General features: G+C 65.9%; 14 protein-coding genes. 12 read left to right on the top strand and 2 right to left on the bottom strand.

Annotation, left to right across the window (positions count from 1 at the left end):
- Positions 1-93 precede the first annotated feature (93 nt).
- From G6N33_RS06400 to lpqB, 9 genes are all read left to right on the top strand, one after another.
- Complete coding sequence (locus G6N33_RS06400) at positions 94-1362, top strand: alkane 1-monooxygenase (protein ID WP_044510065.1); 1269 nt, start codon at positions 94-96, stop codon at positions 1360-1362.
- Positions 1359-1541, top strand: a complete 183-nt coding sequence (locus G6N33_RS06395) for a rubredoxin (RefSeq protein ID WP_044510066.1) — start codon at positions 1359-1361, stop codon at positions 1539-1541. Before G6N33_RS06400 ends, G6N33_RS06395 begins: the two co-directional genes overlap by 4 nt.
- Positions 1538-1720: a rubredoxin gene (locus G6N33_RS06390; protein WP_044510067.1), complete on the top strand. Its 183-nt coding sequence runs from the start codon at positions 1538-1540 to the stop codon at positions 1718-1720. The genes G6N33_RS06395 and G6N33_RS06390 overlap by 4 nt, the downstream gene beginning before the upstream one ends.
- Positions 1717-2352: a TetR family transcriptional regulator AlkX gene (alkX, locus tag G6N33_RS06385; RefSeq protein WP_101528483.1), complete on the top strand. Its 636-nt coding sequence runs from the start codon at positions 1717-1719 to the stop codon at positions 2350-2352. Before G6N33_RS06390 ends, alkX begins: the two co-directional genes overlap by 4 nt.
- A gap of 131 nt (positions 2353-2483) precedes the next feature.
- A complete protein-coding gene (ahcY, locus tag G6N33_RS06380; protein ID WP_044510069.1) occupies positions 2484-3947 on the top strand; it encodes an adenosylhomocysteinase in 1464 nt (487 codons plus the stop codon).
- Positions 3948-4032: 85 nt separating this feature from the next.
- A complete protein-coding gene (locus tag G6N33_RS06375; RefSeq protein WP_044510070.1) occupies positions 4033-4665 on the top strand; it encodes a dTMP kinase in 633 nt (210 codons plus the stop codon).
- An 80-nt stretch (positions 4666-4745) separates the two neighbouring features.
- Positions 4746-5432 carry a two-component system response regulator MtrA gene (mtrA, locus tag G6N33_RS06370; RefSeq protein WP_007168097.1) on the top strand — a complete coding sequence of 229 codons (687 nt, stop codon included), beginning with the start codon at positions 4746-4748 and terminating at the stop codon, positions 5430-5432.
- A gap of 66 nt (positions 5433-5498) precedes the next feature.
- A complete protein-coding gene (gene mtrB / locus G6N33_RS06365; protein WP_044510071.1) occupies positions 5499-7190 on the top strand; it encodes an MtrAB system histidine kinase MtrB in 1692 nt (563 codons plus the stop codon).
- 155 nt (positions 7191-7345) lie between these two features.
- A complete protein-coding gene (lpqB, locus tag G6N33_RS06360; protein WP_044512916.1) occupies positions 7346-9070 on the top strand; it encodes an MtrAB system accessory lipoprotein LpqB in 1725 nt (574 codons plus the stop codon).
- Here the strand turns inward: lpqB and G6N33_RS06355 are convergent.
- Positions 9059-10108: a methyltransferase family protein gene (locus tag G6N33_RS06355; RefSeq protein WP_044510072.1), complete on the bottom strand. Its 1050-nt coding sequence runs from the start codon at positions 10106-10108 to the stop codon at positions 9059-9061. The genes lpqB and G6N33_RS06355 overlap by 12 nt on opposite strands.
- Before the next feature lies 1 nt (position 10109).
- Entirely contained in the window at positions 10110-11408 is a 1299-nt protein-coding gene (locus G6N33_RS06350) for an FAD-binding oxidoreductase (RefSeq protein WP_049919183.1), read from the bottom strand.
- Between the two features lie 358 nt (positions 11409-11766).
- Here G6N33_RS06350 and G6N33_RS06345 point away from each other — a divergent pair, with 358 nt between their 5' ends.
- The 3 genes from G6N33_RS06345 (at position 11767) to G6N33_RS06335 (ending at position 14932) form a co-directional block, all read left to right on the top strand.
- Positions 11767-12801 carry an AraC family transcriptional regulator gene (locus tag G6N33_RS06345; RefSeq protein WP_155945935.1) on the top strand — a complete coding sequence of 345 codons (1035 nt, stop codon included), beginning with the start codon at positions 11767-11769 and terminating at the stop codon, positions 12799-12801.
- A 203-nt stretch (positions 12802-13004) separates the two neighbouring features.
- The gene (locus tag G6N33_RS06340; protein ID WP_049919186.1) at positions 13005-13907 is read left to right on the top strand and encodes a Crp/Fnr family transcriptional regulator; all 903 of its coding nucleotides are present in this window, start codon (positions 13005-13007) and stop codon (positions 13905-13907) included.
- 2 nt (positions 13908-13909) lie between these two features.
- On the top strand, positions 13910-14932 hold the full coding sequence (locus G6N33_RS06335; RefSeq protein WP_179962666.1) for a nitronate monooxygenase: 1023 nt from the start codon (positions 13910-13912) through the stop codon (positions 14930-14932).
- Positions 14933-14956: the final 24 nt, after the last annotated feature.

Genomic DNA, 14956 nt, shown 5'->3' with positions numbered 1-14956 from the left:
TGGTTTACAAATAATGGCTCTGTGTCTAGACATGAGACGAAGAAGTCGATATTGTCAAACTCAGCGTGGCAAGACTCACAGGAGGTTTGGCAAGTGACCACCCAGATCCAGGCGCACCAGCGGTCCGATACACCGGTCTGGCGTGACAAGAAGCGTCGACTTTGGCTGATGGGGCTGATCGCGCCCACGGCGCTGTTCGTGATGTTGCCGCTGGTCTGGGCTATCAACAAGCTGGGCTGGCACGGCGCGGCGCAGCTGCCCATGTGGATCGGTCCGCTGCTGGTCTACGTCTTGCTGCCGATTCTCGACCTGCGCTTCGGGCCTGACGGGCAAAACCCGCCCGACGAGGTGATGGAACAGCTGGAAAACGACAAGTACTACCGCTACTGCACCTACGTGTACATCCCGTTCCAGTACCTCAGCGTGGTGCTGGGGGCCTACCTTTTCACCGCGTCGGACCTGCACTGGCTGGGCTTCCCGGAGTCCTCCGGCGGATTGAGCTGGGCCGGCAAGTTGGGCCTGGCGCTGTCGGTCGGCGTCCTCGGCGGCGTGGGTATCAACACCGCCCACGAGATGGGGCACAAGAAGGACGCGCTCGAGCGGTGGCTGTCCAAGATCACGCTGGCCCAGACCTGCTACGGTCACTTCTTCATCGAGCACAACCGCGGCCACCACGTGCGGGTCGCCACCCCGGAAGACCCGGCATCGGCCCGGTTCGGCGAGACGTTCTGGGAGTTTCTGCCGCGCAGCGTGTTCGGCAGCCTGCGTTCGTCGCTGCAGTTGGAGGCCCAACGCATCCGGCGACAGGGCAACAGCCCGTGGCATCCCAAAACGTATCTGTCCAACGACGTGCTCAACGCGTGGCTGATGTCGGTCGTGCTGTGGGGGGTGCTGATCGCGGCGTTCGGCCCGAGCCTGATTCCGTTCATCGTCATCCAGGCCGTCTTCGGCTTCAGCCTGCTGGAAGCGGTCAACTATCTCGAGCACTACGGCCTGCTGCGGCAACGGGTCGACGCGCCTTCTGGAAAGGCTCGCTACGAGCGCTGCACGCCGGCGCACAGCTGGAACTCCGACCACGTCGTCACTAATTTGTTCCTCTACCACCTGCAGCGGCACAGCGATCATCACGCCAACCCCACCCGCCGCTACCAGACACTGCGCAGCATGGACGGGGCGCCCAACCTGCCCAGCGGCTATGCGTCGATGATCTCGCTGACCTACTTCCCACCGTTGTGGCGCAAGGTGATGGACCATCGGGTACTGGCGCACTACGACGGCGACATCACCAAGGTCAACATCCAGCCGCGGCTGCGCGAGCGGATGCTGGCGCGTTACGGGACAGCTCCGGCGGGCGCGGCATGACCGTCTACCGTTGCCCGGGCTGCGACTACGTCTACGACGAAGCGAAGGGCGCTCCGCGGGAAGGCTTTCCCGCGGGCACGCCGTTCAGCGAAGTCCCCGACAACTGGTGTTGCCCCGACTGCGCCGTTCGCGAAAAAGTCGATTTCGAGCCCGACGATGAGATAGGAGTGAACCAATGAGCGACTACAAACTTTTCGTCTGCGTGCAATGCGGCTTCGAGTATGACGAGGCCAAAGGCTGGCCCGAGGACGGCATCGCCCCGGGCACCCGGTGGGACGACATCCCCGACGACTGGAGTTGCCCGGATTGTGGCGCGGCGAAATCCGACTTCGAAATGATCGAGGTCGCTCGATCCTGAGCGACGCAGCAGCTAATGTCGCGCCTGTGAAGCGGATTCCCTACGCCGAGGCGTCGCGGGTCCTGCTTCGTGACTCGGTCCTGGACGCGATGCGCGATTTGCTGTTGACCCGGGACTGGTCGGCGATCACGCTCGCCGACGTCGCGAAGGCCGCCGGCATCAGCCGGCAGACCATCTACAACGAGTTCGGCTCCCGGCAGGGCCTGGCCCAGGGTTATGCCCTGCGGCTGGCAGATCGCCTGGTGGACAGTGTGCACGCGGCGCTGGACGCCAACGTCGGTCAGATCTACGAGGCGTTTCTGCAGGGTTTTCGGGCGTTCTTCGCCGAGTCGGCGTCGGATCCGCTGGTGATCTCGCTGCTTACCGGCGTCGCCAAGCCCGACCTGCTGCAGCTCATCACCACCGACAGCGCGCCGATTATCACCCGCGCATCCGAACGGCTGACGCTGGCGTTCATCACAACGTGGGTGGCCACCAGCGATGAGGACGCGGGTGTGCTGGCGCGGGCGATCGTGCGGCTCGCGTTGAGCTACGTCTCGATGCCACCGGAGGCCGATCACGACGTGGCGCGCGACCTCGCCCGGTTGATGACGCCGTTCGCGGAGCGCCACGGCGTCGTGAACGTCTCCTGACCTGCGGGGCCCAGCGGACCCCGAAAGGCCAACGACTACAGTGGCGGAAGAGCGTACCCAAGCTAACTAAGCCGCGTATTGCGCTCAATACCCTTGAGCCCCCTTTGAGCTGCAGAAGGAACAGACACGCCATGACTCTGACGCCCGACGTTCGTAACGGCATCGACTTCAAGGTCGCCGACCTGTCGCTCGCAGAATTCGGCCGCAAGGAACTCGACCTGGCCGAGTACGAAATGCCTGGCCTGATGCAGCTGCGTCGGGAGTACGCCGAGGTGCAACCCCTGAAGGGCGCCCGCATCTCGGGCTCGCTGCACATGACCGTGCAGACCGCGGTGCTGATCGAGACGCTGACCTCGCTGGGCGCCGAGGTGCGCTGGGCGTCCTGCAACATCTTCTCCACCCAGGACCACGCGGCCGCGGCGGTCGTCGTCGGCCCGCACGGCACACCGGAAGAGCCGAAGGGCGTGCCGGTGTTCGCATGGAAGGGCGAGACCCTCGAGGAGTACTGGTGGGCCGCCGAGCAGATGCTGACCTGGCCAGACCCGGACAAGCCGGCCAACATGATCCTGGACGACGGCGGCGACGCCACCATGATGGTGCTGCGCGGGATGCAGTACGAGAAGGCCGGCGTGGTCCCGCCCGCCGAGGAGGACGACCCCGCCGAATGGAAGGTCTTCCTGGGCGTGCTGCGGAACCGCTTCGAGAACGACAAGACGAAGTGGACCAAAATCGCCGAGTCCGTCAAGGGCGTCACCGAGGAAACCACCACGGGCGTGCTGCGGCTCTACCAGTTCGCCGCCGCGGGTGACCTGGCCTTCCCGGCGATCAACGTCAACGACTCGGTCACCAAGTCCAAGTTCGACAACAAGTACGGCACCCGGCACTCGCTGATCGACGGCATCAACCGCGGCACCGACGCGCTGATCGGCGGGAAGAGCGTGCTGATCTGCGGTTACGGCGACGTGGGCAAGGGCTGCGCCGAGGCCGCCAAGGGTCAGGGTGCCCGCGTCACCGTCACCGAGATCGACCCGATCAACGCCTTGCAGGCGTTGATGGAGGGCTTCGACGTCAAGACCGTGGAGGAAGCGATCGGGGAGGCCGACATCGTCGTGACCGCCACCGGCAACAAGGACATCATCTCCCTCGAGCACATGAAGGCGATGAAGGACCACGCCATCCTGGGCAACATCGGCCACTTCGACAACGAGATCGACATGGCCGCGTTGGAGCGCTCCGGTGCGACGAAGCTGAACATCAAGCCGCAGGTCGACCTGTGGACGTTCAAGGAGACCGGCAAGTCGATCATCGTGCTGTCCGAGGGCCGGCTGTTGAACCTGGGCAATGCCACCGGGCACCCGTCGTTCGTGATGAGCAATAGCTTCGCCAACCAGACGATCGCCCAGATCGAGCTGTGGACCAAGAACGACGAGTACGACAACGAGGTCTACCGGCTGCCCAAGCACCTCGACGAGAAGGTGGCGCGCATCCACGTCGAGGCGCTCGGCGGTCAGCTGACCAAGCTGACCAAGGAGCAGGCCGAGTACCTGGGCGTCGACGTCGAAGGCCCCTACAAGCCGGACCACTACCGGTACTGACCGCAGCGTGGTCGCGGGCTAGGCTCCCGCTGATGGTCGCCGTCCTGCTCAGGCCGTTGCGGCCTGCATCGTCGGAAGGCGCGCCGTGCTGATCGCGATCGAGGGCGTCGACGGCTCGGGCAAGCGGACGCTGACCGAGGGGTTGCGGCTGGCGTTCGAGGCCGCCGGCAAGTCGGTGGCGTGTATGGCCTTCCCGCGGTACGGCCAGTCGATCACCGCCGACATCGCGGCCGAGGCGCTGCACGGCGAGCACGGGGACCTGGCGTCGTCGGTCTACGCGATGGCGATGCTCTTCGCGCTGGACCGCGCCGCCGCCCTCGACGACCTCCAAGCCCTGCGCCGCGGCCATGACGTGCTGATTCTGGACCGCTACGTCGCCTCGAACGCCGCCTACAGCGCCGCGCGCCTACACCAGGATGCGGCCGGGGACGCGGCGGCCTGGGTATATGCCCTGGAGTTCGAGCGGCTCGGACTGCCCGCTCCCGAGGTCCAGGTGCTACTCGGGGTCTCCGCGGAACTGGCCGGCCGGCGGGCCCGAGGCCGCGCCGAGTCCGATCCGGGTCGCCCGCGGGACAGCTATGAACGCGACGACGGGTTGCAGCAGCGCACCGGTGCCGTGTACGCCGGGCTGGCATCGGCAGGGTGGGGCGGGCGCTGGTTGGTTGTCGGAGAAGACGTCGATCCCGCCCGGTTGGCTAGCGATTTGATGGCCGAATAGCACAAATTTGTCACGATCCGGCCTTATTGGAGAAGAAACGCCCGTGTGGCGCCCGAGTTTTGTCCCGATCGGGTGACACCATGGACTCCATGAGGCAAAGGATTTTGGTCGTCGACGACGACGCTTCGCTCGCGGAGATGCTGACCATCGTTCTGCGCGGGGAGGGCTTCGACACTGCGGTCATCGGCGATGGCACGCAGGCTCTGACCGCCGTGCGCGAACTGCGGCCCGACCTGGTGTTGCTGGACCTGATGCTGCCCGGCATGAACGGCATCGACGTGTGCCGCGTGCTACGCGCCGACTCCGGCGTTCCGATCGTCATGCTGACGGCCAAGACCGACACTGTGGACGTGGTGCTGGGCCTGGAGTCGGGCGCCGACGACTACATCATGAAGCCGTTCAAGCCGAAGGAGCTGGTGGCCCGGGTGCGGGCACGGCTGCGGCGCAACGACGACGAGCCGGCCGAGATGCTCTCGATCGCCGACGTCGAGATCGATGTGCCAGCCCACAAGGTCACCCGCAACGGCGAGCAGATCTCGCTGACGCCGCTGGAGTTCGACCTGTTGGTCGCGTTGGCGCGTAAACCACGCCAGGTGTTTACTCGAGATGTGCTGCTCGAACAGGTGTGGGGATACCGTCACCCAGCGGACACTCGCTTGGTGAACGTGCACGTCCAGCGCCTGCGGGCCAAGGTCGAAAAGGACCCGGAGAACCCGACCGTGGTGTTGACCGTTCGAGGAGTGGGATACAAGGCCGGACCTCCGTGATCCGGGAGCGCTATTGATCGCCGGCGAGGATGCAGGACGCAGCGGTGCTGAGGAGTTGCGGCATTGATGTGGTGGGGCTCGCGGCGACGTATTCACGGTCATCGCTGGGGTCGCACGGGTCCCGTGACGCGGGGCATGAGTGCGCTGAGCCGGGCCGTCGGCGTTGCCTGGCGCAGATCATTGCAACTGCGGGTGGTAGCGCTGACGTTGGGCCTGTCGCTGGCGGTGATCCTGGCGCTGGGCTTCGTGCTGACCAGCCAGGTCACCAATCGTGTGCTTGACGTCAAGGTCAAGGCGGGTATCGAGCAGATCGAACGCGCCCGCACCACGGTCGGCGGCATTGTCAACGGCGAGGAGAGCCGATCGCTGGACAGCAGCCTCCAGCTGGCTCGCAACACCCTGACGTCGAAAACAGATCCCACCTCGGGTCCCGGCCTGGCCGGGGCGTTCGACGTGGTTCTAATGGTGCCGGGCGACGGTCCGCGCGCGGCGACCGCGGCCGGACCGGTGGATCAGGTGCCTGCCGCGCTGCGGGGGTTCGTCAAGGCGGGGCAGGCGGCCTACCAGTACGCGACGGTGCACACCGAGGGTTTCTCGGGGCCGGCGCTAATCGTCGGCACGCCGGCTTCGTCGCAGGTCGCGAATCTGGAGCTGTACCTCATCTTCCCGTTGGCCAGCGAGCAGGCAACCATCATGCTGGTGCGCGGCACGATGATCACCGGCGGCACGGTGTTGCTGGTGTTGTTGGCCGGCATCGCGCTGCTGGTCTCCCGCCAGGTGGTGGTGCCGGTGCGGTCGGCGTCGCGCATCGCGGAGCGGTTCGCCGAGGGGCACCTGTCCGAACGCATGCCGGTGCGCGGCGAGGACGACATGGCCCGGCTGGCGGTGTCGTTCAACGATATGGCCGAGAGCCTGTCCCGCCAGATCACCCAGCTCGAGGAGTTCGGCAACCTACAGCGCCGGTTTACCTCCGACGTCAGCCATGAGCTGCGGACCCCGCTGACCACCGTGCGGATGGCCGCCGACCTGATCTACGACCACAGTGAGGACCTCGACCCGACGCTGCAACGCTCGACCGAGCTGATGGTCAACGAGTTGGATCGGTTCGAGACGCTGCTCAACGATCTGCTGGAAATTTCCCGGCACGACGCTGGCGTCGCCGAATTGTCTGTGGAAGCAGTCGATTTGCGTACCACGGTGCAAAGCGCGCTGAGCAACGTCGGTCACCTGGCCGAAGACGCCGGGATCGAGCTGCTCGTCGACATGCCCGCCGAAGAGGTGATCGCCGAGGTCGATCCGCGGCGGGTGGAACGGATCCTGCGCAACCTGATCGCCAATGCCATTGACCATGCCGAGCACAAGCCGGTGCGCATCCGGATGGGCGCCGACGAGGACACCGTCGCCGTCACGGTGCGCGATTTCGGAGTGGGGTTGCGGCCCGGCGAGGAAAAGCTGGTGTTCAGCCGGTTTTGGCGGTCGGACCCGTCGCGGGTGCGCCGCTCCGGCGGCACCGGGCTGGGCTTGGCGATCAGCGTGGAGGATGCGCGATTGCACCAGGGCCGGCTGGAGGCGTGGGGCGAACCCGGTCAGGGCGCCTGTTTCCGGCTGACGCTGCCACTGGTTCGTGGTCACAAGGTCACCACCAGCCCGTTGCCGATGAAACCGATTCCGCAGCCGGCCGCGGCGGCCGACGCGCCCGGTCCGCCGACGGGCAAGGAGCGTCCGCGCCCGCGCGAACACGCCGAGCGGAGCGGGTGATGCGGACACTGGATTGCCCGGCTTCTCAGCGGGCCGTTTCGGCCCGCATCGTCGTCGGGCGGAAGCTGGATTGCCCGGCTTCTCAGCGGGCCGTTTCGGCCCGCATCGTCGTCGGGCGGAAGCTTCTCATCGCGTTGCTCGCGGTGCTGCTCGCCATGCCGCTGGGGGGTTGTGCCGGCGTGCCGAGTACGTCGGCCCCCCAAGCGATCGGCACCGTCGAGCGGCCCGCCCCGTCGAATCTGCCGAAACCGACCCCCGGCATGGATCCCGACGTGTTGCTGCGCGAATTCCTCAAAGCCACGGCCGATCCCGCCAACCGGCATCTGGCGGCGCGGCAGTTTCTCACCCAGTCGGCCTCCAACTCGTGGGACGATGCCGGTAGCTCACTGCTGATCGACCATGTAGTGTTCGTCGAAACCCGTGGTGCCGAACGGGTTTCGGCGACCATGCGGGCCGACATCCTGGGTTCGCTGTCCGACGTCGGGGTTTTCGAGACAGCCGAGGGTGTGCTGCCGGACCCCGGCCCGATCGAGTTGGTCAAGACGCCCGGCGGCTGGCGAATCGACAAACTGCCCAACGGCGTGTTCCTGGACTGGCAACAGTTCCAGGCGACCTACAAGCGCAACACCCTGTACTTCGCCGACCCGACCGGCAAGACGGTAGTGCCCGATCCGCGCTATGTCGCGGTCGCCGATCACGACCAGTTGGCCACCGAACTGATCTCGAAGCTGCTGGCCGGGCCGCGGCCGGAGATGGCGCACACCGTGCGTAACCTGCTCGCGCCGCCGCTGCGGCTGCGTGGGCCGGTGACCCGCGCCGACGGCGGCAAGAGCGGGGTCGGGCGCGGTTACGGCGGCGCGCGCATCGATCTGCAGAAGCTGTCGACCACCGATCCGCACAGCAGGCAATTGCTTGCCGCGCAAATCATTTGGACGCTGGCCCGAGCCGACATCCGCGGCCCATACGTGATCAACGCCGACGGGGCGCCGCTGGATGACCGATTCGCCGAGGGCTGGACCACTTCCGACGTCGCGGCCACCGACCCCGGCGTGGCCGACGGTGCCGGTGCCGGGCTGCATGCGCTGGTTAACGGGTCGCTGGTGGGTTTGGACGGGCAACGGGCCAGTACGGTACCCGGTGCCTTCGGCCGGATGGGAGACCAGACGCTGGCCGCGCTATCGCGCAGCGGGCGGCAGGTGGCATCGGTGGTGACCCTGCACCGCGGCGCCCCCGACATGGCGGAGTCGCTGTGGATCGGTGATCTCGGCGGCGAGGCGGTGCAATCCGCCGACGGACACAGCCTGACGCGTCCGAGCTGGGCCCTAGACGACGCGGTCTGGGTAGTGGTGGACGGCAACAACGTGCTGCGTGCCATTCAGGAACCGGCATCCGGGCAGCCTGCCCGGCTGCCCGTGGATTCCGGGGCGGTGGCAAGTAAATTCCCGGGACCGATCACCGACCTGCAGCTCTCCCGCGACGGCACCCGGGCGGCGATGGTGATCGGCGGCGAGGTCATCCTCGCCGGCGTGGAGCAGACCCAGGCGGGGCAGTATGCGCTGACCTACCCCCGCCGGTTGGGTTTCGGCCTGGGCAACACCGTGGTGTCCCTGTACTGGCGAACCGGTGACGACATCGTGGTGACGCGCAACGACATTGCGCATCCGGTGTCTTACGTCAACCTCGACGGGGTGAACTCCGACGCGCCGGCCCACGGCCTGCAGATCCCGCTGACGGCGATCGCCGCCAACCCGTCGACCATCTACGTGGCCGCACCGCAAGGCGTGCTGCAATATTCGGCGTCCGCCCCGGAAAGCCAGCAAAGCTGGTCGGAGGTACCGGGATTGACGGTGACCAGCGCCGCTCCGGTGTTACCGGGCTGAGCCTTTCGTCGCGATATGCACGGCGACCTCGCCACCGCTCAGCGTGATCGGCCTGGCCGCCGGTTGCAGCCCGGCATCGCGCAGCAGTCCGGCGGTATCGCTCGGCGTCCGGGTTGGGCAGTGACTGAGAGTCCCGAAGTACAGCTCGTTGAGCGCGGCGAATTGGCTTGTGTGATGCCCTTTTTCCGGCCGCGCCGGCTCAATCACCGCGAACACGCCGCGCGGCCGCAGCGTGCGTCCCAACCGGCGGAACAGCTGGGTGTTCTCCGTTGCGCTGAAGTGCCGGCCAAGGTCGCAGAGCAGCACCAGGTCGCAGCGATCGACCCCGAAATCGTGTAGCAGTGCGTCGGCCTCGAGGTGCACGATGCGATCGTCCAACTCCCCGGCCGCCGGCGGTAGCACGGGCCCGCCGACCTTGGGTGCTCCCAGCACCAGCGACCGCAACCGAGGATAACGCCGGCACAGTGCAACCGAGTAATGCCCACGTGAATCACCGACGTCGATCATGTCGGTGGCCCCATCGGGCATCGGGAGAACCTCGGCGACCTCGTGGGCCGTCAGGCGGGCCAGCGACCGCATGGACCGCAGGTACTGCGCCCACTGGGTACCCGTCATGGTCTGGTGCAATTCGAGCGGAATTCCGGTGCGCACATAGTCTTCGACATGGGCCATAAGCTCCCATTCGTCGTAGGCGAACAGCACCACGTCGACGATCGACGAGGGGCTGTCCGCGAGCAGCCAGGTGCGCGCGGATGGCGTCAACGCGAAGCGGCCCTCGCGGTAAAGCAGGTACCCCGACCCGGCCAGCGCCAGCAGCAGTTGTTGGGTTGCGGTCGCGTCGGTTCCGCATCGATCTGCGACCTCGGTGACCGTGGCGGCGCCATTGGCCAACGACTCGAACACGCCCAGCCTGGTTGCGGCCATGACCGCGCGGGCCCGGCCCAAGGCAAAGTGGGTCTCGAATAACGGTAACGGAAGCTGTTGGGACGCTACTGCTTTCCATTCCGACGGGTCGTCCGGAACCGGGCCGATGTGCATGTCAGAACTGCCGCCCAATAACATTGGCGGGCGGAATGTTCGGGTTGCTGTTGAAGACATTGTCAGGGTCGTACTTGGCCTTGAGGGTCGCCAATCGCTCGTACTTGCCGTTGCGATAGGCGTCACGCACCCGGCTGTCGTCGTCATGAGCCAGGAAATTTGTGTAGATGCCGCCGCTGTGCCAGGCGGAGGTAGCCGCGAAAGTCTCTCGCGCCCAATCAATGTGGGGCTGGCCCTCGTCGCCCGGCTGCCATCGGGTGATGATGTTGAGGAAATGGTCGGCGTTGCGATCCGGAAACGCGGTGTCGTCTTCGGCCAGCCAGTCTTGGGCGCCATGCTGATAAGCAAGCTCGAGTGCCGAGATCCCTGCGGGCAGCCGCCGCGCTGACTCGATCAGCGCCGCGATGCAGTCGCCGGTCAGTTCGCCAAGATAGCTACCCTTGGTGTAGTTGCATGCGCCGGCACCGAGTAGCTCGTCGTTGAGCGATTGCAGCTCGAGGAACGGCATCGCCGATAGTCCGGTGAACACCGGCGGCGCGGCGCTCCATAGATCCTGATTGACGGCGTCGGCGTCGGCGACATCGCCGGTCCACACGCTGACCAGCACGCACACCGGCGCGTTGACCAAGTCGTCGGGCACTCCGGGCTCGGTGAACGCGCGTCGCAGATAAAGGGTCACCTTGAGGTCGTCTGGAGCGTGGCGCATCGTGTGGTCGTAATGTGCGATCGCGTCGGCCGCGTCCTTCAGGCGATACATCGCGATTCCTACCGGAATATGGTGGGCGACAGGATGTGTCGCGAACACGAAGTCGGTGACGACGCCGAAGTTGGTGCCCGCTCCGCGCAGGCCCCAATGCAGATCAGGGTTGTCGTCGGCGCTGGCGGTGACCATGCTGCCGTCGGCCAGCACGACTCGGGCCGACAACAGGCTGTCGCAGGTCAGCCCGTGCTTACGGGACAGCCAGCCGACACCGCCACCGAGCGCGAGACCGGCCACACCCGTTTGCGACATGACCCCGGCTGGCGTGGCAAGGCCGTGTACCTGCGTCGCCCGGTCCAGGTCGGCGAGCAGGCAGCCGGGGCCGACCCGTACGGTTCTGGCCTCGGGGTCGACGGCCACGTTGCCCATCCGGCCGAGGTCGATCACGACTCCATCGTCGATCATGGAATGCCCAGCAACGCTGTGTCCGCCGCCCTTGACGGTGAGCGCAACGCCGTGCTCGCGAGCAAACGCGATCGCGGCGGCGACGTCGTCATCGGTCTGGCACCGGACGATCAACGCGGGGTAGCGATCGATCATTGCGTTCCAGATGCGGCGCGCATCCGTATAGTCCCGATGTCGACAATCGACGATGTCACCAGTTAGCTGAGTGCTCAAGGCAGCAAGCTGGCGGTCCGAAAAGCGCTGAGTAAGAACGGGTTCAGCGCGGACCATAGGCACACTTCCGGTCTCGATGTTGGGTTCGCTCGACACGAGCGCCAGGCTAGACCGTAGAGATGAGTTCATGCTGCGGCTAGCCTAAATACGCGGGCGTTTGGCCGGATTGCGCACAGCCAGTAGGCGCGATGGCCAGGACAAACTGCGCAACATTAGCTTGTTGGTGTGGGAGGCGTGAACGGGGCCCGATGCGTTGGATGTCGGGTAGGAAGGCGACCGGGTGAGTGGATCAGCGGCAGCGGACATTTCGGGTGTCCATCAGTGGATGCAGACGAATGCGTTCGAGGACTTCGCCGTGGTCTGCTGCGGCCGGCTGCACATGGATCTGCTGACCGATCCCGACGAGTTCGCGATGACCCGTCGATTGGCTCGGGTCGGTGCCGTGACGGTGACCGATGTGGCTGCAGGTTCCGAGTTTGCCGTGGATGCCAACGATGTGTGCGGTAGCTACCGCATCGTGATGGCGCGGGCGGGCCGCATCGAGGGCTCCTACCGCGGCCTGTCGTTCGCGGTGCTGCCCGGGATGACCGCCGTGTTCCCGCCCGAGGGGCAATGCGCGGCGCGATGGAGCGCCGACAGCAGATTCATCTCCTTCAAAATCGCACGCTCTGCCGTCGACGACGCACTCAGCGACGCATTGGGCTGGCAGGTGATGTCCGCGCCGGACTTTGTGCCAGTGCTGCCATCCAATACCCCGATGACCCGGACCTGGATCAACATGGTGGCGCTGTTCAAGGATCAAGTCTTTCGGCCGGATAGCCTGCTGAATCAGCCACTCGTCGGATTGCCGTTCGTCGACAGCCTGGTGCGCGGGTTCCTCCTAGCCGCCGAACATCGCCACCGCGACGCGCTGGCCCAGGACGCCAGGATGATTGCGCCTCGCGCGATTCGCGCCGCGATCGAGATCATCGAAGAGGAGGCACACCTGCCTCTGACGCTGTCTTCGATCGCCGCGCGCAGTCACATCAGCGTCCGGACTCTCCAGCAAGGATTTCAGCGCCACCTGAAAACATCGCCAATGGCGTATCTGCGTGAGGTCCGACTGCGGCGCGCGCATCAGGCACTGCTCAGCGCGGACCCATCGACGGTGACGGTTGCTTCAATCGCATACCGGTGGGGCTTCACCAACCTCGGTCGCTTCGCCGCGGCGCACTCCGCGCGCTACCGCGAGACACCAACTGAGACGTTGCGGCGCAGGACGTTTCATCGACTCACTGTCGAAGAGCGACCACACATCAGGACGCTGAGGCGGTGACGGTAAGCGAGGGCGCGTGGGCCTCGGCGCGGTCTGTGGACGACTTCCCCGGGTTGCGCGCGGCCAGCTCCCACGAGGTGGCCTCGGAGACGCTGGGTCGCAACTCATAGGACGGTACGAATCGTCCGTTCGGTACGTAAACTGTCCAGCCTGCGGCGCGCTGTGGATAGGCGTCTTACCTTGGCCCACATAGCATTATCGTTGTGGCAAGTCCCACGGCGGTCGCCCTTACCCCCATTTTGTTGGTGGTGGCTGTGCTGTGGTGGGAGACGACGGGTTCCGACGGCCTGACGTTCGACAAGAAGCCACGCAACGATACTGCTCCGCCTGCCACCGTATCGGCCGTGCCCGAAGCCGTGCCAGAAGTCCTGCCCGACGCGGGTATTTCGGCGCTGTCGTCGCAGTACACCGATGTGCACCGGGCGTTGATCGGCTGCGGAATATTCAGCAGGACAAGGCCCGAGATTGTGACGGCCTTGTCCGAGGAGTTGGTGCCCGAGCGCTTCGGACCCGGAAGGGTTATGGGCGCGCATAGCGCCATCGGCGGATGCCTGTACCTGGTCGTCTCCGGCAAAGTCAAGGTGTCTTACCAGCGATACGCGGACCGCGAAATCGTGCTGATGCTGCTTGGTCCGGCGGAAATCTTCGGCACTTTAACACTTTTCGACGCTGGGCGACAAGACATGACAATGACCACTCTCACCGACGTGGTGGCGGTCTCGATAACCCGCGAACGGCTCTCGATGTGGATGAGGGAGCGCCCGGAGGTCTGCGAGCAACTGCTGCGTCTGTTCGCGCGATGGGTCAAGGCGATGACGAACTCGTTGAGCGACTTGGTCTTCGCCGACGAGCAGGGTCGGGTTGCGAGCCGATTGTTGCTGCTCAAACAACGATTCGGCCACCAGGACGGCGAGGTGGTGCGGGTGGAGAATGACCTCTCGCTCGAGGATTTCGCGCACCTGGCCGGGGTGGATCCGGAAAGAGTCGCGGCAACGCTGCGCGGATTCGAGGCCAACGGCTGGATTCGTCTAGAGCGGCGCGGCATCGTCATCGTCGACGGTCATGCACTGAGTCAGCTACGGCAGGTGAGTACCGGGGGGAGTTAATAATGTTTGACCGATTTGCGTTGGCAGATTTAAGTGTTCGGGTGCTTGGTGCGCCGATGGCGGGTGGGCCGTCGACACCGTCGCTGGCAGCTGCCATATCCGAAGGTGGTGGTTTGGGCTTTCTGGCCGCAGGGCTGCAGTCCGCCGAGGAAATGGCCGACTCGATCCTCGCTGCGCGACGGCTGACCTCCGGTCCTATCGGGGTGAATCTCTTTGTCCCGCAACGGTCCGGAGCCACCGTCGAGGAGCTGGGCGCGTTCGCCGCGGCGCTCGAGGACGACGCCGACTTCTACGGTGTAGCGCTGGGTGAACCGCGTGGCGATGACGATGAGTGGGAGTCCAAGCTCGAGGTGCTGTGCGATCTGCGTCCAGAAGTGGTTTCCTTCACGTTCGGGTCACCGAACGAGTCGGAGTATCGGCGGCTCGGCGACGCCGGCATTTTGACGCTGGCCACGGTAACCACCGTGCACGAAGCGGTCCTCGCGGTCAGTTTCGGTGCGGACGGAGTCATTGCGCAGGGCCCCGACGCGGGCGGTCACCGAGCCACCTTCGACGCGCGCGCTACGCCGCCGGGCGAACCGCTCGACGATCTGGTATCGGCCCTGGCCGCATGCTTCGACTGTCCCATCATCGCGGCGGGGGGCCTGACAACCGCGGCGGCCGTGCGGCGGATGCGCGCTGCGGGAGCCGCCGCGGTCCAGGTCGGCACGGCGTTCCTGCTAGCTGATGAAGCCGGGACCAACCCGGTGCACCGCGCGGCGTTACGCGATCCGCAGTTCAGCCAAACCGTGCTCACGCGAGCCTTCACCGGCCGGTATGGGCGCGCATTGCGCAACCGATTCGTCGACAGGCACGACGCGCACGCAATTTTCGGGTTTCCCCAGGTCGCCATGATCACCGGCCCGATCCAGGCCGCGGCGGTCAAGCTGGGTGATCCGCAGGCTGTCGGCATGTGGGCGGGTACGGCGTACCGCCACGCGCGGACCGGTCCGGCCATCGACATCGTGCGGCAACTGGCCGGCTGACAGCCGGTTTTGTCGGCACCGGCC

It is taken from the genome of Mycobacterium simiae (assembly GCF_010727605.1).
Classification (GTDB): Bacteria; Actinomycetota; Actinomycetes; order Mycobacteriales; family Mycobacteriaceae; genus Mycobacterium; species Mycobacterium simiae.
Note: the sequence above shows the minus strand (reverse complement) of the source record. Positions and strands in the feature narration are given on the sequence as shown.

Excerpts from the sequence above, each read along its gene's own strand:
- G6N33_RS06355 (WP_044510072.1), bottom strand. The coding sequence starts at position 10,108 with ATGCACATCGGCCCGGTTCCGGACGACCCGTCGGAATGGAAAGCAGTA.
- G6N33_RS06395 (WP_044510066.1), top strand. The coding sequence starts at position 1,359 with ATGACCGTCTACCGTTGCCCGGGCTGCGACTACGTCTACGACGAAGCG.
- G6N33_RS06390 (WP_044510067.1), top strand. The coding sequence starts at position 1,538 with ATGAGCGACTACAAACTTTTCGTCTGCGTGCAATGCGGCTTCGAGTAT.
- mtrB (WP_044510071.1), top strand. The coding sequence starts at position 5,499 with ATGTGGTGGGGCTCGCGGCGACGTATTCACGGTCATCGCTGGGGTCGC.
- G6N33_RS06335 (WP_179962666.1), top strand. The coding sequence starts at position 13,910 with ATGTTTGACCGATTTGCGTTGGCAGATTTAAGTGTTCGGGTGCTTGGT.
- lpqB (WP_044512916.1), top strand. The coding sequence starts at position 7,346 with ATGCCGCTGGGGGGTTGTGCCGGCGTGCCGAGTACGTCGGCCCCCCAA.
- ahcY (WP_044510069.1), top strand. The coding sequence starts at position 2,484 with ATGACTCTGACGCCCGACGTTCGTAACGGCATCGACTTCAAGGTCGCC.
- mtrA (WP_007168097.1), top strand. The coding sequence starts at position 4,746 with ATGGACTCCATGAGGCAAAGGATTTTGGTCGTCGACGACGACGCTTCG.
- G6N33_RS06350 (WP_049919183.1), bottom strand. The coding sequence starts at position 11,408 with ATGATCGATCGCTACCCCGCGTTGATCGTCCGGTGCCAGACCGATGAC.